The 17,798-nt window shown below is 61.7% G+C and carries 19 protein-coding genes and 1 tRNA gene; 8 read left to right on the forward strand and 12 right to left on the reverse strand.

The genetic code is table 11. The annotated features are described in order from the left end of the window. Positions 1-190: 190 nt before the first annotated feature. The gene (gene rpoH / locus EPN80_RS12235) at positions 191-1,123 is read right to left on the reverse strand and encodes an RNA polymerase sigma factor RpoH (protein ID WP_293027388.1); all 933 of its coding nucleotides are present in this window, start codon (positions 1,121-1,123) and stop codon (positions 191-193) included. Positions 1,124-1,367: 244 nt separating this feature from the next. Here rpoH and EPN80_RS12240 point away from each other — a divergent pair, with 244 nt between their 5' ends. Beyond that, positions 1,368-1,748 (forward strand): nuclear transport factor 2 family protein, encoded by a 381-nt coding sequence (locus EPN80_RS12240; protein ID WP_293027391.1) that lies wholly within the window; start codon positions 1,368-1,370, stop codon positions 1,746-1,748. A gap of 28 nt (positions 1,749-1,776) precedes the next feature. Here EPN80_RS12240 and ybiB read toward each other — a convergent pair whose 3' ends face one another. After that, positions 1,777-2,751, reverse strand: coding sequence for a DNA-binding protein YbiB (ybiB, locus tag EPN80_RS12245; protein ID WP_293027394.1), 975 nt, complete (start codon positions 2,749-2,751; stop codon positions 1,777-1,779). A 147-nt stretch (positions 2,752-2,898) separates the two neighbouring features. Here ybiB and EPN80_RS12250 point away from each other — a divergent pair, with 147 nt between their 5' ends. Together EPN80_RS12250 and maiA are read left to right on the forward strand one after the other, a co-directional pair. Beyond that, complete coding sequence (locus tag EPN80_RS12250) at positions 2,899-3,597, forward strand: fumarylacetoacetate hydrolase family protein (protein WP_293027397.1); 699 nt, start codon at positions 2,899-2,901, stop codon at positions 3,595-3,597. Positions 3,598-3,649: 52 nt separating this feature from the next. Next, positions 3,650-4,297: a maleylacetoacetate isomerase gene (gene maiA / locus EPN80_RS12255; RefSeq protein ID WP_293027400.1), complete on the forward strand. Its 648-nt coding sequence runs from the start codon at positions 3,650-3,652 to the stop codon at positions 4,295-4,297. 31 nt (positions 4,298-4,328) lie between these two features. On the opposite strand, the gene ftsY is transcribed toward maiA, so the two are convergent. Further along, positions 4,329-5,417 (reverse strand): signal recognition particle-docking protein FtsY, encoded by a 1,089-nt coding sequence (gene ftsY, locus EPN80_RS12260; protein ID WP_293027403.1) that lies wholly within the window; start codon positions 5,415-5,417, stop codon positions 4,329-4,331. Positions 5,418-5,552: 135 nt separating this feature from the next. On the opposite strand from ftsY, the gene EPN80_RS12265 reads away from it, so the two are divergent. Both EPN80_RS12265 and EPN80_RS12270 read left to right on the forward strand, forming a co-directional pair. Continuing rightward, positions 5,553-6,953, forward strand: a complete 1,401-nt coding sequence (locus tag EPN80_RS12265) for a pitrilysin family protein (protein WP_293027406.1) — start codon at positions 5,553-5,555, stop codon at positions 6,951-6,953. 32 nt (positions 6,954-6,985) lie between these two features. Then, complete coding sequence (locus EPN80_RS12270; RefSeq protein WP_293027409.1) at positions 6,986-8,356, forward strand: pitrilysin family protein; 1,371 nt, start codon at positions 6,986-6,988, stop codon at positions 8,354-8,356. 21 nt (positions 8,357-8,377) lie between these two features. On the opposite strand, the gene EPN80_RS12275 is transcribed toward EPN80_RS12270, so the two are convergent. Both EPN80_RS12275 and nodI read right to left on the reverse strand, forming a co-directional pair. Further along, positions 8,378-9,163: an ABC transporter permease gene (locus EPN80_RS12275; RefSeq protein ID WP_293027412.1), complete on the reverse strand. Its 786-nt coding sequence runs from the start codon at positions 9,161-9,163 to the stop codon at positions 8,378-8,380. 40 nt (positions 9,164-9,203) lie between these two features. Further along, a complete protein-coding gene (gene nodI / locus EPN80_RS12280; protein ID WP_293027415.1) occupies positions 9,204-10,118 on the reverse strand; it encodes a nodulation factor ABC transporter ATP-binding protein NodI in 915 nt (304 codons plus the stop codon). A 205-nt stretch (positions 10,119-10,323) separates the two neighbouring features. Between nodI and rsmD the strand changes: the two genes are divergently transcribed. The 3 genes from rsmD (at position 10,324) to EPN80_RS12295 (ending at position 11,778) form a co-directional block, all read left to right on the forward strand. Beyond that, the gene (gene rsmD / locus EPN80_RS12285; protein WP_293027417.1) at positions 10,324-10,926 is read left to right on the forward strand and encodes a 16S rRNA (guanine(966)-N(2))-methyltransferase RsmD; all 603 of its coding nucleotides are present in this window, start codon (positions 10,324-10,326) and stop codon (positions 10,924-10,926) included. A gap of 36 nt (positions 10,927-10,962) precedes the next feature. Beyond that, positions 10,963-11,448: a pantetheine-phosphate adenylyltransferase gene (coaD, locus tag EPN80_RS12290; protein WP_047215117.1), complete on the forward strand. Its 486-nt coding sequence runs from the start codon at positions 10,963-10,965 to the stop codon at positions 11,446-11,448. A 69-nt stretch (positions 11,449-11,517) separates the two neighbouring features. Further along, positions 11,518-11,778 (forward strand): YfhL family 4Fe-4S dicluster ferredoxin, encoded by a 261-nt coding sequence (locus EPN80_RS12295; protein WP_293027422.1) that lies wholly within the window; start codon positions 11,518-11,520, stop codon positions 11,776-11,778. Between the two features lie 63 nt (positions 11,779-11,841). Here the strand turns inward: EPN80_RS12295 and pth are convergent, their stop codons facing one another. The 7 genes from pth to EPN80_RS12330 form a co-directional block, all read right to left on the reverse strand. Continuing rightward, entirely contained in the window at positions 11,842-12,435 is a 594-nt protein-coding gene (pth, locus tag EPN80_RS12300; protein ID WP_293027425.1) for an aminoacyl-tRNA hydrolase, read from the reverse strand. A 135-nt stretch (positions 12,436-12,570) separates the two neighbouring features. After that, positions 12,571-13,194 carry a 50S ribosomal protein L25/general stress protein Ctc gene (locus EPN80_RS12305; protein ID WP_293027428.1) on the reverse strand — a complete coding sequence of 208 codons (624 nt, stop codon included), beginning with the start codon at positions 13,192-13,194 and terminating at the stop codon, positions 12,571-12,573. A 142-nt stretch (positions 13,195-13,336) separates the two neighbouring features. Continuing rightward, entirely contained in the window at positions 13,337-14,287 is a 951-nt protein-coding gene (locus EPN80_RS12310) for a ribose-phosphate pyrophosphokinase (RefSeq protein WP_293027430.1), read from the reverse strand. 48 nt (positions 14,288-14,335) lie between these two features. Continuing rightward, positions 14,336-14,412, reverse strand: a tRNA-Gln gene (locus tag EPN80_RS12315). A 47-nt stretch (positions 14,413-14,459) separates the two neighbouring features. Further along, a complete protein-coding gene (gene ispE, locus EPN80_RS12320) occupies positions 14,460-15,317 on the reverse strand; it encodes a 4-(cytidine 5'-diphospho)-2-C-methyl-D-erythritol kinase (RefSeq protein WP_293027433.1) in 858 nt (285 codons plus the stop codon). A gap of 19 nt (positions 15,318-15,336) precedes the next feature. After that, complete coding sequence (lolB, locus tag EPN80_RS12325) at positions 15,337-15,939, reverse strand: lipoprotein insertase outer membrane protein LolB (RefSeq protein ID WP_293027436.1); 603 nt, start codon at positions 15,937-15,939, stop codon at positions 15,337-15,339. Positions 15,940-15,950: 11 nt separating this feature from the next. Further along, on the reverse strand, positions 15,951-17,762 hold the full coding sequence (locus EPN80_RS12330) for a tetratricopeptide repeat protein (protein WP_293027439.1): 1,812 nt from the start codon (positions 17,760-17,762) through the stop codon (positions 15,951-15,953). Positions 17,763-17,798: the final 36 nt, after the last annotated feature.

Genomic DNA, 17,798 nt, shown 5'->3' on the forward strand with positions numbered 1-17,798 from the left:
CTTCTGAAGGGCATTCCCTTCGAGGACGGAACGCCGGTGATTGAAAGCACACCGGCTCCTCAAGCGCTGGCCGCCTGATCATGTCGACCGACCCGCATACACCACTCTTGACGATTGCTCGTAGGGTGGGGGTGACCATCTCATTACGCCCCGCGAACGGGGCGTGTACGATGTTATTTCGATCGACGACTTAAACGTACGCTTGCAGTGCTGTTTTCATTTTCTTCATGGCGGTTACTTCGATCTGTCGAATCCGTTCCGCCGAGACACCGAATTCGTCGGCCAGATCGTGCAAAGTCGATCCACCGGACCCATCGTCGCGAACATTCAACCACCGTGCTTCGATGATGCGGCGGCTTCGCGCATCGAGTTTTTCCAGGGCGCTGACGAGACCGTCGCTTTGCAGGCGGTCATGCTGGCGCGCTGCCAATACCGCGGTGGGTTCGTTATGGGTGTCAGCCAGATAAGCGATCGGCGCGAATGCTTCCTCGCCATCTTCCACCTTGCCCTCGAGCGCGATGTCGCCACCCGACAGGCGGGTTTCCATTTCGGCGACTTCCTCGCGCTTGACATTCAGTTCCTTGGCGACCGTCTCGATTTCTTCCGGCGTGAAGGCCTGCACTCCCTGTTTATGGCTGCGCAGATTGAAAAACAGCTTGCGCTGAGCCTTGGTGGTGGCGACCTTGACCATGCGCCAGTTGCGCAGGATATATTCATGGATCTCGGCCTTGATCCAGTGGATCGCATACGAGACCAATCGCACGCCCTGCGAAGGGTCGAAGCGCTTGACCGCCTTCATCAGACCGATATTTCCTTCCTGGATCAAATCCGCGTGCGGCAGGCCGTATCCCAGATAGTTGCGGGCGACCGACACGACCAGACGCAGATGCGACAGCACGAGACGACGCGCGGCATCGAGATTTTCATGGTCACGGTATTCGGTGGCCAGTTGACGCTCCTCGTCGGCCGACAGCAAGGGAATCCGGTTGACGGCCTGGATGTAGGCGTCAATATTACCCACGCTGGCGGGTAGCATCGCGGATGGAGAGAGCGTCAAGGCGCGCGCCTCCTGTGCCTTGACGGCAAGCGGAGAAAGGGACTGGGTCGTCATGGCGTCGCTCAAGCGGTGTTGCTCCTGTTCATCGGTTACGGACCATTTTAGCACTCTCGCTTCAAGAGTGCTAAGCATTAGAGGGGCTCCCGGTCAGCAAGTTTCAAACGAATTCTCTAATTAAATGTAGGGATTTTCTCTGAGAATTTTCTTGATTCATCTCAAACTCCGCCGTCATGGTATAAATTCCAGAAATTATCGCTGCTGAGATTTACCTGAGTTTATCCTTCCGACTCATGACGCGTGGGAGGCACGCATGCCTGTCAAGAATATCGACACGGTTCGCGCCCTGGAATCCGCCCGCTATGCCGCAATGATCGAGGGCGACGTGGAGCAGCTTGATGCGATGCTCTACGACGATCTCCATTATGTGCATTCGAACGGCAAGCGCGAGACCAAGGAGCAATTCCTCGGCGCATTGTCGGCGGGCCGGCGCCGCTACCGCGATATCGAGGTACAGACCCAGGAGCTGCGCGAATTTGGCGATACGGTGGTCGTCACGGGCAAGCTTCGAATCGAATTGGAGAGTGCCACCGGACCCTTGTCGTCGTCGATGACCTATATAGCCGTTCACGTGCTGCAGAAAAACCAGTGGCGACTGATTTCATGGCAGGCGACCCGCACGGCATCGGAGTGACGCAACCGCCCGACGTCCGGGCGTGAGCTCAGATAGCCGGCCTGCCGGCGGGCGGCGACTGGTGTTGCCGGCATATCTGCAGGATCGCATCGACCTGACGCGCAATAGGTGCCGGCACGGGGGTTCTGCCACTCAAAACATCCCGTATCCAAGCTGCGGTGCTGTTCGCGTCGCTTGTCGGCAGCGCTGGAATCTGCTCCAGCGGACCGGCATCGGCCGCTACCACGCAGCTTTTTCGTCCCCCCTGCAGCCAATCCATCGCCGCCTGACGGCGGGCGTCGGCGACCGGTTCGCCCTCGGTGCCGCGCGCCAGCAGAACGCCGGCCGGTCCGGCGAGCACCGGATCGGTGAACAGTGCCGTCAGGGTGTCCCGATACTCCGGGTGGGTAAAATTGACCAACCTGAGCGCTGGCTGCCGAAACGGCTGCAGTAACTTGACCAGCGTGTGTCCGGAATTGCGAACGCCAATCACCGCACGCATCTCCAGCAGATGGGCAAGCGGGGCAGACAGCGCTTCGATTGGCATAAACGCCGGGTATCCGCGCGCCAGAGCGACTTGGGCCGAATCGACCGAGAGCGCGGGAGCGTGACCCAAGGCGGCAAAAATGGCGGCGCTGGTCACCCGCGAGGAAGAGTTGCTGCTCACACCGTGTACGAGGACCGGCACCCCTTCGCGAGCCAGCAGTAACGCCAATAATGGGGTCAGATTCGGCTGTTTGCGCGCCCCGTTATAACTGGGTAAAACGACCGGCAGACCCTCGCCCGGACACGCCAGCTGCTCGATGGAAGCCTGCGCCGCTGCGAGCATGCCGGCCAGCTCGTCCGGCGTCTCACCCTTAATGCGATAGGCAACCAGGACAGCGCCGAGTTCGATGTCGCCAACCTGCCCGTTGAGAATCGCGGCGAACAGTCTTCGGGCGTCATCGCGAGGGAGCGCGCGAGCGCCGGCGCCACCGCGCGCGATGGTCTTGAGCAAATCGGAGCAGGCAAAGGGGGCAGTCATCGTGTCGAGCGCGAATGAGGAGCGGCAGCCGATCGCGCCGCCTATTAGCCGTAATATAAAGCAGTCGCCTCATCGAGGTGGCCAGCAAAAGTCAGAACGCTTCAAGTACTATGTCGGTTTGGGTGCATCCCCCTCGAGGAGACCGCAATGCGTTATGTGTTCGAACCCCCGGTGCCTGTCGCGGTGCCGGTGGTGGGCATCGATCAGCAATTTCCTGTGCATCGCATCTACTGCGTCGGCCGCAATTATGCGGACCACGCGCGTGAAATGGGGTCCGATCCCGATCGCGAACCGCCATTTTTTTTCTGCAAGCCCGCCGATGCGGTTGTCAATGTCGAGTCGGGCACGGTTGGACTGTTTCCCTATCCGCCGCAAACCAAAAATTGCCATTTCGAGTTCGAGCTCGTTGCCGCGATCGGCAAGGGGGGCAAGCACATCGACGTCGAACAGGCCAACGAGCACATCTACGGCTACGCGCTGGGATTGGACATGACGCGGCGCGATCTGCAGAACGAGGCGAAGAAAACCGGCAGGCCCTGGGACACCGGCAAAGGATTCGATCATGCCGCACCGATGGGGCCGTTGCATCGCGCCATCGACGTCGGCCACCCCGTGCGCGGCGCTATCTGGCTGAGCGTCAATGGCGAACAAAGGCAGCGCGGCGACATTGCCGCCATGATCTGGTCGATTCCCGAGACGGTCGCTTACCTTTCCAGTTTTTTCGAGCTGCAGCCTGGCGATCTGATTTTTACCGGCACACCGGAGGGCGTCGGCGCGATCGTGCCGGGAGACCTGATGGTCGGAGGTGTCGACGGCTTGGGCGAGCTGCACGTCGAGGTCGTTTGAGTCCCAAGCGGCGAGAACGACATTCCACGGACCGGTCTTTCCAAGGAGCACCATGCTTACGCTGTACACCTACTTCCGCAGTTCCGCCTCGTTTCGGGTGCGAATTGCACTCAATCTAAAGGGGTTGCCCTATGAAAGCGTGCCGGTGCATTTGGTGCGCGATGGGGGCCAACAACTCCTGCCGGAATTCCGGGCGCTCAATCCGGATGCGCTGGTGCCGGTACTGCTCGACGGTGGCCAGACGCTGCATCAATCGCTGGCAATCATCGAGTATCTGGACGAAATACACCCGACTCCCGCGTTGTTACCCAAAGCTGCGCTCGATCGTGCGCAAGTGCGGGCCTTGGCGCTGGACGTGGCCTGCGAGATCCACCCACTCAACAACCTGCGCGTGCTGAAATATCTCAAGCACGAGTTGAAAGTGCCGGAGGAAGCGAAAAACGGCTGGTATCGCCACTGGATCGAGCTCGGCTTCGCGTCGCTCGAGAAGCGGCTGAACGCCTCGTCGCCGGCCGGGGATTTCTGCTTCGGAGATACCCCGACGATGGCCGACTGCTGTCTGATTCCCCAGATATTCAATGCGCAGCGTTTCGATGTCGACTTGAGTCCCTATCCGACCATTCGCCGGATTCACGCTCATTGCATGACGCTCGATGCGTTTTCCAAGGCGGCGCCGGGCGCTCAGCCCGACGCAGAATAGCCCGGCGCGGGTTGGCTGACGCCGGCGCCGTTCAAATGCCCAGCACGGCGTCGGCGAATTCCTCGGCCGAAAAGGGTTGCAGGTCTTCGACCTTTTCCCCTACGCCAATGAAGTAGACGGGGATCGGGCGCTGCCTCGCAATGGCCGCCAGAATGCCGCCCTTGGCGGTTCCGTCGAGTTTCGTCACGATCAGGCCGGTCAGTTGCAGGGCGTCGTCGAATGCCTTGACCTGGCTGAGGGCGTTTTGCCCGGTGTTGCCGTCGATCACCAGGAGGATCTCGTGCGGCGCATTGTGTCCGGTCTTGGCCAGAACGCGCTTGATCTTCTTCAGCTCTTCCATCAGGTGCAACTGGGTCGGCAGGCGGCCAGCGGTATCGGCCATCACGATATCGATCTTGCGCGCGCGCGCGGCGTTGACCGCATCGAACACCACCGCCGCGGGATCGCCGCTCTCCTGGGACACGACCGTCACGCCGTTGCGCTCTCCCCAGATCGCCAATTGCTCACGGGCTGCGGCTCGAAAAGTGTCGCCGGCAGCCAACAGTACCGATTGTCCATACGCCTGGAAATGCTTGGCCAATTTGCCGATGCTGGTGGTCTTGCCCGCGCCGTTGACGCCCGCGATCATGATCACCAGCGGTTGCTCGCGGCCCAGGACCATCGTGCGCTCGAGCGGCCTGAGCAGCTCTACCAGCAAATCGCGCAATGCCAGCCGGACCTGCTCGCCTTCGGTCAGCCGGTCGGTCTTGACCTTTTGGCGCAACGCCTTGAGCAAATACTGGGTGGCCTCGACGCCGGCGTCGCTCATCAGCAGGGCGTCTTCCAATTCCTCGAACAGCGATTCGTCGACCTTGACGCCGACGAAAACGCCGGTCAGCCCGGCGCTGGTCTTGGCCAGGCCGGACTTCAGGCGGCCGATCCACGAGCGCTTGGCGGCCGGCTCCGGCGGCGGCGCAGCGATGATTTCACCTTCGCTTGCAGCGGCTTCCTCGCTCAGTTCGGGTTCGGGAACTGTTACGGGCTCGCTGGGAAGGGGCTCGACAACGGTCTGCGGCGCGGGATTTTCCGGCTCGTCCTGGGCCGGCGCGCCGGACTTGAAGCGTTTAAAAAAGCTGAACATGCTTGGGGGAAACTCGGCAGAGGAGCAAAGCAGGAATCGCCATACAATAATGGGCGCCGTGCTCCGTGGGAATGGGGCACATTTTATCAGACGGGATTCACGAGCGAGCCCGGTCGGGCCAAAAAAGGGGATGCGATGCGCTGGCGGCAAGCATGGGTCGGGATAGCGTTGGCGGGATTCGTGGCGCTCGGCCATGCGGGGACACTCCCGAGCGTCGAAAACAAAACGACGGAATTCACCTTGCCGAATGGTTTGCGCCTGATCGTCAAGGAAGATCACCGCGCGCCGACGGTCGTCAACATGGTTTGGTACCGCGCCGGATCGATCGATGAGTTCAACGGCACCACCGGCGTGGCGCACGTACTCGAACACATGATGTTTCGCGGTACCCGGCGGATCGGGCCAGGTGAGTTCTCGCGTCGCGTGGCGGCGCTGGGCGGTCACGAGAACGCTTTCACGAGCAAGGACTACACAGCGTACTTCCAGCAAATCGGAAAATCCCACCTGCCGGAGATGATGGCGCTCGAAGCCGACCGCATGCAGCATCTGGCCCTGTCGGCCAGCCAGTTCAATAAGGAAATCCAGGTCGTGATGGAGGAGCGGCGCCTGCGAACCGAAGACCAGCCTCGCGCGCTGCTGTTCGAGCAATTGATGGCCACAGCGCTGGTGGCCAACCCCTCCCGCCGGCCAATCATCGGCTGGATGAACGATCTGCAGCACATGCGCGTGTCGGATGCGCAAACCTGGTACCGGCGCTGGTATGCGCCGAACAACGCCGTGGTCGTCGTGTGCGGGGATGTCGATCCAGCACAGGTCAAGCAGTGGGCCGAAAAGTATTTTGGCGGCATTCCCGCTCGCCCGTTGCCGCAGCGGCGCCCCCAGACGGAGCCGGCGCAACTCGGCGAGCGGCGCATCAGCGTCAAGGCGCCGGCCGAGAACCCTTATGTGGCGCTGGCGTTTCGCGCGCCGCGGCTGAAGGACGTAGCAGCGGACGATGACGTCTACGCGCTGCAGGTGCTGGCCGGTGTGCTCGATGGCTACAGCGACGCGCGCCTGACGCGTCAATTGATTCGTACACAACGTCTGGCCAATGAGGCCGGCGCGAACTACGACGGTATCGGGCGAGGCCCGCAATTTTTCATCCTGGACGGCGTGCCGGCACAAGGCCACACTGCCGCGCAACTGGAGCAGGCATTACGCGCCCAAATCGCCGACATCGCCGCGCACGGCGTCACCGAGGCGGAACTGCGGCGCGTCAAGGCGCAAGTCGTGGCCGCCCAGGTTTACAAGCGCGATTCGCTGCTCGGGCAGGCAATGGAGATCGGGGCGAATGAGATGGACGGCATTTCGTGGCGGGAACTCGATTTGATGCTGGAGAAAATTGCCCAGGTGACGCCGGCTCAGGTGCAGGCCGTGGCCGGCAAGTATTTCAGCGACGACCGGCTGACGGTAGCGACCCTGGTGCCCCAGCCGATCGACGCGCAAACACTGAAACGCCGCGCCCAGGGCGCCGGCAATCTTAATCAGTTGCGTTAAACATGGGCCGCCCGATGAGAATCGACTCGTTGATGAGCATTGCAGTGCGCATAGCCAGTGCCGGCGCGCTTTATATGGGGCTGGCGCTTACCGTTTTCTGTGGGGTATCGAACGCTCGCGCCGCGTTGCCGATCCAGGCGTGGCATACCGCCAGCGGAGCCAAAGTATTGTTCGTGCAAAGCGATGCGATCCCGATGCTCGACGTGCGGATCGAATTCGATGCGGGCAGTCGCTTTGACCCCACCGGCAAGGCGGGCCTGGCGGCGCTGACGGCGGATATGCTCGATACGGGGACTGAGGCAGCCGGCACTCAGGCTGCGTTGAGCGAGTCGCAAATTGCCGATCGCTTCGCCGATATCGGCGCGCAACAGTCGATATTGGCGGGTCGCGACTACGCGACGGTGTCTCTGCGCACGTTGGTCACCGCCGGCGCGTTGCGGCGCGCGACTGATACGCTGGCGCAATGCCTGCAGCATCCGTCGTTTCCCGAGGCCGTGCTGACGCGCGAAAAAGGCCGTTTGATTGCCGGTATCCAGGAGGCAGATACCAAGCCCGAAGTCGTCGCTCAGAAAGCACTGTGGCGCTCGATGTATGCCGCGCATCCCTATGGCATCACTGCCTCGCCGCGCAGCGTGGCGGCAATCGATCGGAAGGATATCGTCGGCTTTTACCGAAATGCCTACAGCGCCAGGCGCGCCGTTATCGCTATGGTGGGGGCCATCACGCGGGACCAGGCCGAGCAAATCGCCGCGCAACTGAGTGCCGGCTTGCCCCCTGGCGGCGTGCTGCCGGATTTGCCGCCGGTCAGTCCGCTGCCGGGCGCGCTGTCGATCGATTTGCCGCACCCGGCGGAACAGGCACACATTCTGATCGGACAACCTGCGATCGCGCGCAACGATCCGGACTATTTTCCCTTGCTGGTTGGCAATTACATCCTGGGCGGCGGCGGGTTCGTCTCGCGCCTGACCCAGGAGGTACGCGAGCAGCGTGGCCTGACCTACGGCGTGACCAGCCAGTTCATGCCGTTACGCCAGGCCGGCCCGTTCGTGATCGGCCTGCAGACACGGCGCGACCGGGCGGCGCAAGCGTTGCGGGTCGTGCGCGCCACGCTCGATCGCTTTATCCAGGAAGGCCCGAGCGCCGCGGAGTTGCAAGCCGCCAAGGATAACCTCGTCAATGGCTTCGCGCTGCGCATCGACAGCAACCGCAAGCTGATCGCCAATGTGGCTGCGATCGGCTTCTATGATTTGCCACTGGATTATCTCGACACCTGGACGCAACGGGTCAAGCAGGTCACGCTGGCCGACATCCGACAGGCATTTGCGCGTCACCTCGACCCGGCCCGGATGGCAACGGTGGTGGTCGGACCAACGAATGTCGCGGCTGCGGCGAAGTCGCAATAGATTCGGCGCGGCGTTGACGATTCAGCGCAGCAGACGCCGACGCAACAGGGCCAAAGCGGTGAGCCACCCACCGATCGCATAGATCGCCAGGGCCGCGAAATGCAGCCACGCGTGATCCATCGGCCGGCCGAGCATCGCCGGCCGTATCAATTCAACCGCGTGCGCCAGCGGCAGCAAGCCGGTGACGTCGCGCACCCCCGGCGGCAGTTGGGAAAGCGGGAAGAATACGCCGCACAGCAGCAGCATCGGCGTGATCACCAGGGTCTGATAAAACAGGAAAAAGTCATAGTTGGGCGCCAGCGCGGTGACGATCATCGCCAGGCTGGCGAATGTCAGGCCCGCCAATGCGATTACAGGTAGCGCATAGAGCGCGGCAGGCCAGTGCGCATAGCCCAGCGCACTGGCGACCGCGAGTATGGCCAGGCCGCTGAGAATTGCCTTGCTGGCGGCCCAGACAATTTCGCCCAGCACGACGTCGCCGAGCGTCAGCGGCGCATGCATGATCGCCTCCCAGGTTCGCTGGACGTGCATGCGCGAGAAGCTGGAATACATCGCCTCGAAACTGGCTGACATCATCACGCTCGAGCCGACCGTACCTGCGGCCAGAAAGGCGATGTAGGACGTGCCGTCGACCTCGCCCACCATCAGGCCCAGGCCGAAACCGAGGCCGAACAGATAGATCATGGGGTCGGCAAGATTGCCGAACAGCGATGCGATGGCCAGTTTTTTCCATACCAGGAAGTTGCGTCGCCACACGGTAAACCAGAGTGTGGCATTCGACGGGAAGAAGGGTTGCGGGTAACGCATGAGTGCTGTCTCGTTATGATCGCCCGGCAGGGTCACGCGCTCAATCGCGCATCTCCCGACCGGTGAGTTTGAGGAACACATCTTCCAGGTTGGCCGGTCGATGCAGATACCGTATGCCCACGGTGTTTTTCAAGCTCAGCAATAACGGCTCCGCATCGCGCACGTAGCAGTACAGCGTCTCGCCGCTTGTCTCGACGCGCTCGGCCAGCGCGGTCAGTGTGTCGCGCAGATTTGCCGGGATATCGCCGAAGACTTCCACGACGTCGCATCCGATCTCCTGGTCAATCAGTCCGGGCGGCGTGCCCTCGGCGATTTTGCGGCCGTTGTCGATGATGCACAGGCGGTGGCAAAGCCGCTCGGCCTCTTCCATGAAATGGGTTGTCAGGAGAATGGTCTTGCCGTCGGCCAACAGCGACTTCAGGCGCTCCCAGATCAGGTGGCGTGCCTGCGGATCGAGCCCGGTAGTCGGCTCGTCGAGAACCAGTATGTCGGGGTCATTGACCAGCGCGCGGGCCAGCGTGAGCCGGCGCCGCATGCCGCCCGACAGCTGATTGACGCGCGCGTCAGCCTTCTGCGTGAGGCGCGCGAATTCGAGCAACGCAGGAATGCGCTTGCGCATGTCGGTCGTCGGCACGTCGAAGTAACGGCCAAATACCTCGAGATTCTCGCGTACCGTGAAGTCTGGATCGAGATTATCGAATTGCGGCACGACGCCGACCCGTCGCCGGGCGATCGGCGCATGGGCCGGGATGTCCTCGTCGGCAAGCCGGATCGAGCCGCCGTCAGGCGTCGTGAGTCCCAGCAGCAGGCGCAGCGTAGTGGTCTTGCCGGCGCCGTTGGGTCCCAACAAACCGTAGCATTCGCCGCGCGCGACGGAAAAACTCAGGCCATCGACGACGGGCTTGCCGTCATAAAGCTTGCGGACGTCATGTAATGCGAGTGCAGTGGCTGGCATGGTAATCGGGCAAAACGGCGAATTACCCCGTCCGGGGCACAGCCCGACAGTGTAGCAAGCCACGCGGCGCGAGGCCGTTGGCGGGCGCGCAATGTGGTAAGGTGGCGCTCTCGAAAGAGCGGCATTGATCGAAGATGGCTGATTTTTATCCGGAAATATTCATGCAAGGCGCCGCACAAACGACGCCGGCAGGTCGGGATTGGCGATGAATTCCGTCCGAGGGGCGAAATCGCCACCGCAACAGGTCAGGATTATCGGCGGGCGGTGGAAGCGCACACTGCTTCCTGTGGTGAGCGGCGAGGGACTGCGGCCGACGCCTGATCGCGTGCGGGAGACCCTGTTCAACTGGCTTGGGCAGGATTTGAGCGGTCTGCGGTGCCTCGATCTGTTTGCCGGCAGCGGTGCGCTGGGATTCGAGGCCGCCTCGCGTGGCGCTGCAAGCGTGGTGCTGGTGGAGAAATTGGCGGCTTCGGTGCGGCAACTCGAGGCAATTCGCCAGAAGCTGGCCGCCACGCAGGTCGACATCCTGCATGGCGACGCGCGGCGCCTGGTCGGCAAGCTAGGCGCTGGTTCGTTCGACGTGATTTTTCTCGATCCGCCGTTCGGACAGGACTGGCTGCCGCAGGTACTGCCCGACGCAGTGCGGTTACTGGCGCCGGGCGGCGTTTTGTATGTGGAGGCCGAGGCGCCGGTGGCGGCCGATTTGCTGGAGGCGACCGGCCTGCGCATTGCGCGTCAGGCGAAAGCGGGCGCGGTGCATTATCATTTGTTGCAATCCGAGTCGATCGCAAGCGACGACAATGACTGAATCGAGCAGACCCTGAGCAGGGTGGGAGACGTTGGCATGGTGGTAGCTATTTATCCGGGAACCTTCGATCCGCTCACGCGCGGACACGAGGATTTGGTGCGCCGTGCGGCGGGCATTTTCGACAAGCTGGTCGTGGGTGTGGCCGACAGCCGTAACAAGAAGCCGTTCTTCACGCTGGACGAACGGCTGGATATTGCCCGCGAAGTACTGGGCCACTATCCGAATGTCGCGGTCGAGGGGTTTGCCGGGCTGCTCAAGGATTTTGTTCGCAAGCACCAGGCCCGCGTCATCGTGCGTGGCCTGCGCGCGGTGTCCGACTTTGAATATGAGTTTCAGATGGCCGGCATGAATCGCTATTTGCTGCCGGACGTGGAAACGATGTTCATGACGCCTTCGGATCAGTATCAATTCATTTCGGGAACGATCGTGCGCGAGATTGCCCAATTGGGCGGCGATGTCAGCAAATTCGTTTTCCCGTCGGTAGAAAAATGGCTGGTCGACAAGGTCAGCCAACTGTCTTGAAGCAGCAGCGAGCGGTTCGCACCGATCCATCCGGTATGCGTGCGACCCGTATCGCAGGAGTGTGGCCGTATGGCTTTGATGATTACCGATGAATGCATCAATTGCGATGTGTGCGAGCCGGAGTGCCCGAACGACGCCATTTCAATGGGTGTGGAGATCTATCAGATCGATCCCGACAAATGCACCGAATGCGTCGGGCATTTCAATGAACCGCAGTGCCAGCAGGTGTGTCCGGTGGAGTGCATTCCGTTGAACCCGGATCGCGTCGAAAGCAAGGACGCGCTGATGCAAAAATATCTGGCATTGCAAGCCGCCAAGAAAGACGCCTAGCCGGCACCGCTGTCGGCCCAATGGTGCGTTCCCCCTCCACCCGCACGACGATACGCCTGGCGGCTAGCGGCTGCCTTGGCTGTGCAATTGCTGCATGGCCTTTTCCATGTCGCCCTTGATCGTCAGCGCGATGATTTCCTGTGCCCGGTTCATCGCCCGGTCGATCGCTTCCTGCTCTTCTTTGCGAGGCGGTTTCAGGACGAAGTCGACCACCTGCGGGTTGCCTGCGGGCAGTTGGGTGCGCGGGTGTCCGATACCGATGCGCAAGCGCCAGTATTCGGGCGTCGACAGGTGCGCGCTGATGTCCTTCAGGCCGTTGTGCCCGCCGCTGCCGCCGCCGCGCTTGAGCTTGATCGTGCCGGGAGGCAAATCCAGCTCATCGTGGACCACCAGGATTTCATCCGGCAGAATCTTGTAAAACCTGGCCAGGGACACCACGGCCAGGCCTGATCGATTCATGAAGGTCTGCGGCTCGAGCAGCCAGACCTCCGCGCCTGCGAGGCGAGCCCGGACAGCCAGGCCATGAAACCGCGCCTCGGCACGAAGTGCGGCGCCTGCGTCCTGCGCCAGCGCGTCGACGAACCAGAAGCCGGCGTTGTGTCGGGTGCTCGCATATTCGGCACCGGGATTACCCAGTCCGACAATCAGCTTGATCATAGCGTCCGATTCAGCAAGTAGTGTGGCGCCGCCGTTGGGTTGGGACGGCCGGCCACTGTGGTGACTCCACATAAAAAAACCCGCCGAACCTGTCTGGGCTCGGCGGGTTGCGAGACATGCGTCGCCGCGTGTAGATCAGGACGCTGCGGGGGTTTCTCCGGCAGCGGGTGCCGCGGCCGCTTCTTCCGACACTGCGCCGGCAGGCACGCTCACCGTCGCGATCACGGGATTTTCCTGTTCGACGTGCTGCACCAGATCAACGCCTTGCGGCAGCGGTACATCCTTGGCGTGCAGCGATTGGCCGAGTTCCAGCTTGCTCAGATCGACTTCGAGGAATTCCGGCAGCTTGCCAGGCAGACAGCTGATTTCGATTTCGTTCATCACGTGGCTGACGATCCCGCCGCCCAGCTTGACCGCCGGCGATACGTCCGCATTGATGAAGTGCAGCGGGATCTTCATGTGAATCTTGTGATTCGGATCGACGCGCAGGAAGTCGACGTGCAGCACCAATTGCTTGAACGGGTGGTATTGGACGTCGCGCAACAGCACCTGCTCGGTGGTTCCGCCCACTTCCAGGTCGAGAATCGACGAGTGGAAGGCTTCTTTGCGCAGCGCGTGATACAGCGCGTTGTGATCGAGTTCGATCAATTTCGGGTCAGCGTTCGCACCATACACGATACCGGGGGTTTTGCCGGTATTGCGCAGGCGGCGGCTCGCACCCGTTCCCTGCAGACTACGCTCGAAAGCGACTACTTTCATGATGACTCCTAGTGACCGCCCGCGACCAGGCGGTGAAGTGCCGGCAACACCCGAAATCCGGGGATCCGGCGATTAAAAGGGCAGGGATATTTCCCTGCCCACTGATATCGGCAGCACGACGCCGCCGAAAAATGCGTATCGATCAGAGATCGGCAAATAGCGACATGACCGAATCGCCGCGGCGAATGCGCGAGAACGTCTCGGCCAACAGGCCAGCACTGCTCAGTTGGCGGATCTTCTGACCCTGCGAGTCGCCGCGTAGCGGAATCGTGTCGGTGACGACCACTTCGTCCAGATCGGATTCGTCGATTCGCTTGGCAGCGCCACCCGACAATACCGGATGCGTGCAATAAGCGAACACCCGCTTGGCGCCACGCTCCTTGAGGACCTGCGCGGCCTTGCACAGCGTTCCGGCTGTGTCCACCATGTCGTCCATGATCACGCAGGTACGGCCCTCGACCTCGCCGATGATGTTCATTACCTCGGCCACATTGGCCTTGGGGCGGCGCTTGTCGATGATCGCCAGATCGCAATGAAGTTGCTTGGCCATCGCACGGGCGCGCACCACACCGCCGACGTCGGGCGACACGACCAGCAGGTCTTCGTATTTCTGCTTGCGCAGGTCGCCCAGCAGCAGCGGCGAAGCGTAGATATTGTCGACGGGGATGTCGAAGAAGCCCTGAATCTGGTCAGCATGCAGATCCATCGTGATGATGCGCTCCACGCCCGCGATCTGCAGCATGTTGGCAACCACCTTGGCCGAGATGGCCACCCGCGCCGAACGGGGGCGCCGATCTTGCCGCGCGTACCCGAAATAGGGAATCGCAGCGGTGATTCGTCCGGCCGAGGCGCGCTTGAGCGCGTCGACCATGATCATCAGTTCCATCAGGTTGTCGTTCGTCGGCGCGCACGTGGATTGCAGGACGAAGACATCCTTGCCGCGTACGTTTTCCTGAATTTCAACCTGAATTTCGCCATCCGAGAAGCGACTTACCATCGCTTTGCCGAGCGGAATGCCGAGAATGCGGACGACCTCTTGGGCCAGGGCGGGATTGGCGTTCCCGGTAAATACCATTAAGCCATCGCTACTCATCTGGCACCTGCGGGACTGGGTGTGGGCGAAGCTGAACTAAAGAGAAACTGGCAGGGGAAGAAGGATTCGAACCTTCGAATGCCGGAATCAAAATCCGGTGCCTTAACCAACTTGGCGACTCCCCTACGCTGACCGATACCTCGCCGCGACAACCGCGACGAAGAAAAACCCTTTATGACGCGAAGTCGAACAGCGGATGACGATCGAGACTGGTGCAAATACGGCCCTGCCAGTGCTCCGGTAACCTGCTGTACGCTTCCTGCGCCTGGACCCGATCGCCAAATGCCGCAAAGACACTGGCGCCGGAACCGGTCATGCGGGCGGCACCGAACGGCTTGAACCACTCGAGCACCGCAGCGACTTCCGGGTATTTCTCGGTGGCAACCGGCTGCATATCGTTGCGGCCGAAGACATCATAATTACCGTGCCCGAGAAAGTCCGTAATTGTGATTGATTTCGTATTACGTGTCAATCGGGGATCGTTGAAAATTTCGACAGTCGGCACTTGCACGGGCGGCGTCACGACCAGGAAGTACCGTTGCGGCAAATCGACTGCCTGCAGGCGCTCACCCAGTCCCTCGGCAAAGGCATTGCGACCAAACACGAAGAATGGCACGTCGGCGCCGAGCTGCAGCCCGAGTCGGGCCAGTTCGGCGCGCGGCAGATCGAGTTGCCAGAGCCGGTTGAGCGCCAACAGCGTGGTGGCGGCGTCGGAGCTGCCGCCACCGAGGCCGGCACCTTGCGGCAAGCGCTTCTCGATGGCGATATCGACGCCGAACCCCGTTCTGGTGTGAGTTTGCAGCAAGCGCGCCGCGCGCACCGTGAGGTCGCTCTCCGGCGGCACGCCGGGCAGGGGTGTTTCGTGCACGATCCGGCCGTCGGCGCGTCGCCGGAAATGTAGCGTATCGGCCCAGTCGATCAGTTGAAAAACTGTCTGCAACTCATGGTAACCGTCGGCACGCCGGCCGGTGATGTGCAAAAAGAGATTGAGCTTGGCCGGGGCAGGGCAATCGCGCAGCGTGTCGGACATGACCGGTTTGTTTATCGGATTAATTGTCGAGCACCAGCTTCACCTGGAGCGGCTCGCCGTTCAGCTCGCGCGAGAGGTTGATTCGCTTGATACGCGCCGGCTGGGTGCCCGTATAGCTGAGATAGTCGATCGTCCACCCGTCCTGTTGCAACTGCGTGATGCGCCCGGTTTGCGGGTCGCGCGTGAGCGAGCTGCGTGAATCCGGTGCGGCCTCGAGTTGCAGCCAGTAGCGCAAGCCCGCCACCGGCAGGGCGAATCCGAGCGCATCGTGCATGACCTGCTCCAGCCTGGGGCCGGTCAGCGGGGCGCGGTCGGGCAGTTCGAGCTTTGCGGCGCCTGGCGTGCTGTAGACGATGGCCTGGGTCTGGCCGAGTGGATTGAGCAATTGCAACGTGACGGCATCACCTTGTTGCCGCCACGTGAAATTGCCATACGCGTTCTTGATTTCGCCGTTTTGTTCGTAGCGCACGGCGAACCGCCCGTCGTAATCCTGAACGGCACTGCTGGCGGCGATGTTTGCCGCCGGTGGCGGCTGCAAACTGGCGCAACCGGGCAGAACGCAGGCTATCGTCAGCAATCCACTCAACAGAAAGGGGGGCAGCCAGGGCGTGGGTCTTGCCATCAAGCTCATGCTCACGGATTGAAATGGAAACGCTTGAGCGTCGCCTTGAGTGTGTCGTCATTGGGGTCGACCTTGTAGGCCTCGCGCCAGTATTTGCGCGCTTCATCCCGCTGGCCGGTTTCCCACAGCGCTTCGCCCAGATGCGCGCCGATTTCGGCTTGCGCCTGCATCGTGAATGCCTGCTTGAGCAGGGCAACCGCCTCGTCCTTGTTACCCATCCGGAATTTGACCCAGCCCAGGCTATCCATGATGTACGGATCGTTGGGTGCCAGGGCCGATGCCTTTTGCAGCAGCTTCAATGCCTCTGGCAAGCGGGTGTTGCGTTCGGTGAGCGAATACCCGAGCGCGTTATAGGCCTGCGCATTGTTGGGTTGAATCGCGATCAGGCGGCGCATGGCCTTTTCCATGACGTCGTAATGCTTATTGAGTTCTGCTGCCATGCCGTACTGGTATAGCAGGTCGCCGTCGCTGGGATACTGTTTGGAGAGCTTGGCGAGCATGTCTTCAGCCGCACCATAGCGTTTGGCCTTGACCAGAATGTCCGCCGCGCCGCGCTTGAGCGTCAATTGATCCAGCGGATCATTCGTTTGTACCGAGCGCAGCAGGGCGAGCGCGGCCCCGACCTTGTTTTGATCGCTCAGGAGCTGGGCGCGCCCGATCTGGGCGGGGATATATGCAGCACTGCCGACGGAGATACGGGTGAGCCATTGGTCGGCCGCCTGATAGTCCTTGCGGTCTTCCGCGATTTGCGCGAGATAAATATAAGCCTGAGCCGGATCGGTATTTTGCTGAACCGCCTCATCGGCATACTTGCGCAGGTATTGCTCGGCTTGCGCATTGTGCTGGCTGTGCAGATTGAGCAGCGCCAGCGCCATCAATGTCGAGAGGTCGTGCGGGTAGCGCTTTTCGAGCAACTCGAACTGCTGTTGCGCGGCGTCGAGCTGATTGTCCGCCAGCAACAAGCGGGCATAGGCAAAGCGCACTTCCTTCGCGTCGGGGTTGCGGGCCAAAAAAGCCTGCAATTGAGCAAGCGCGACAGGCCGCTCGGGAGCGCCGACCTCCGACAACTGAAGCGCGGCAGCCTGGTAATCGGGCCTGATTTTGAGCGCGGTATCGAGCGACGTCATGGCAGCGGCCGATTGGCCTGCGGCCAGTTGCGCACGAGCCATCGCCAGTTGCGCCTCGGGGCGCTGCATGTCGTTGACGAGCAATCGCGTCAGCGCCGTCAACGCATCGTTCTGGTTCGGTGCGCGGGAGAGCAGCTGCTGTAGCTCCAGGATCGCTTCGCCGCGTCGCGCCTCGGGCACGGCCGCGAGTTCTTCGGCAAGCAGCGGCTCGGCTTCCTTCAGGTGCCCTGTGCCGACCTCGAGGCTGGCAAGCAACTGGCTGGCGGGGCGGTACTGCGGATCCAGGCGGTGCCACTGGCGGGCGGCGACCAGCGCGTCGCCCAGTTGACGGGCGCCGAGAGCAATTTCCACCGAGCGGCGGGCCATGCGCGGATCGCGCGTTTCCTTGGCCAACGCCAGGTAAGTATTGTATGCAGGCGCCAGCAAGCCTCGCTGCAGGCTGATTTCCGCCGCCAGCACCTGGAACATGATTTCGCTGTTGAGCGCGACGTTGGGCAGGGCTTCCTTCTGTCCGTCCGGATGATTCGCGATGACTGACGATGCCGGCATGACCGGTGAAGGGGCATCACCCTGTGCAAAAACCGGATTTATTAGCGTCGAGACGCCGAGCAATGTGCCTGCAATGGCCAATGGGCGCAAGCAGGCGGCGAGCCGCGGCAAGTGCTGCAGAAAACGGGGGCGAATAATGGTCGGCATAGTGGTCCGATGCGTGTTTCAATGGATTGTAGCGCG

Origin of the sequence: Pandoraea sp. (assembly GCF_004297875.1) — a bacterium.
In the GTDB taxonomy this organism is placed as follows: Bacteria; Pseudomonadota; Gammaproteobacteria; order Burkholderiales; family Burkholderiaceae; genus Pandoraea.

What these genes read in the sequence shown, in the direction of transcription:
- EPN80_RS12310 (WP_293027430.1), bottom strand. Translation starts at nt 14,287, where the DNA reads ATGAGTAGCGATGGCTTAATGGTATTTACCGGGAACGCCAATCCCGCC.
- nodI (WP_293027415.1), bottom strand. Translation starts at nt 10,118, where the DNA reads ATGCCAGCCACTGCACTCGCATTACATGACGTCCGCAAGCTTTATGAC.
- EPN80_RS12275 (WP_293027412.1), bottom strand. Translation starts at nt 9,163, where the DNA reads ATGCGTTACCCGCAACCCTTCTTCCCGTCGAATGCCACACTCTGGTTT.
- rsmD (WP_293027417.1), top strand. Translation starts at nt 10,324, where the DNA reads ATGAATTCCGTCCGAGGGGCGAAATCGCCACCGCAACAGGTCAGGATT.
- pth (WP_293027425.1), bottom strand. Translation starts at nt 12,435, where the DNA reads ATGATCAAGCTGATTGTCGGACTGGGTAATCCCGGTGCCGAATATGCG.
- EPN80_RS12240 (WP_293027391.1), top strand. Translation starts at nt 1,368, where the DNA reads ATGCCTGTCAAGAATATCGACACGGTTCGCGCCCTGGAATCCGCCCGC.
- EPN80_RS12250 (WP_293027397.1), top strand. Translation starts at nt 2,899, where the DNA reads ATGCGTTATGTGTTCGAACCCCCGGTGCCTGTCGCGGTGCCGGTGGTG.
- EPN80_RS12270 (WP_293027409.1), top strand. Translation starts at nt 6,986, where the DNA reads ATGAGCATTGCAGTGCGCATAGCCAGTGCCGGCGCGCTTTATATGGGG.
- EPN80_RS12295 (WP_293027422.1), top strand. Translation starts at nt 11,518, where the DNA reads ATGGCTTTGATGATTACCGATGAATGCATCAATTGCGATGTGTGCGAG.
- ftsY (WP_293027403.1), bottom strand. Translation starts at nt 5,417, where the DNA reads ATGTTCAGCTTTTTTAAACGCTTCAAGTCCGGCGCGCCGGCCCAGGAC.
- lolB (WP_293027436.1), bottom strand. Translation starts at nt 15,939, where the DNA reads ATGGCAAGACCCACGCCCTGGCTGCCCCCCTTTCTGTTGAGTGGATTG.
- ispE (WP_293027433.1), bottom strand. Translation starts at nt 15,317, where the DNA reads ATGTCCGACACGCTGCGCGATTGCCCTGCCCCGGCCAAGCTCAATCTC.
- ybiB (WP_293027394.1), bottom strand. Translation starts at nt 2,751, where the DNA reads ATGACTGCCCCCTTTGCCTGCTCCGATTTGCTCAAGACCATCGCGCGC.
- maiA (WP_293027400.1), top strand. Translation starts at nt 3,650, where the DNA reads ATGCTTACGCTGTACACCTACTTCCGCAGTTCCGCCTCGTTTCGGGTG.
- coaD (WP_047215117.1), top strand. Translation starts at nt 10,963, where the DNA reads ATGGTGGTAGCTATTTATCCGGGAACCTTCGATCCGCTCACGCGCGGA.
- EPN80_RS12265 (WP_293027406.1), top strand. Translation starts at nt 5,553, where the DNA reads ATGCGCTGGCGGCAAGCATGGGTCGGGATAGCGTTGGCGGGATTCGTG.
- EPN80_RS12305 (WP_293027428.1), bottom strand. Translation starts at nt 13,194, where the DNA reads ATGAAAGTAGTCGCTTTCGAGCGTAGTCTGCAGGGAACGGGTGCGAGC.
- EPN80_RS12330 (WP_293027439.1), bottom strand. Translation starts at nt 17,762, where the DNA reads ATGCCGACCATTATTCGCCCCCGTTTTCTGCAGCACTTGCCGCGGCTC.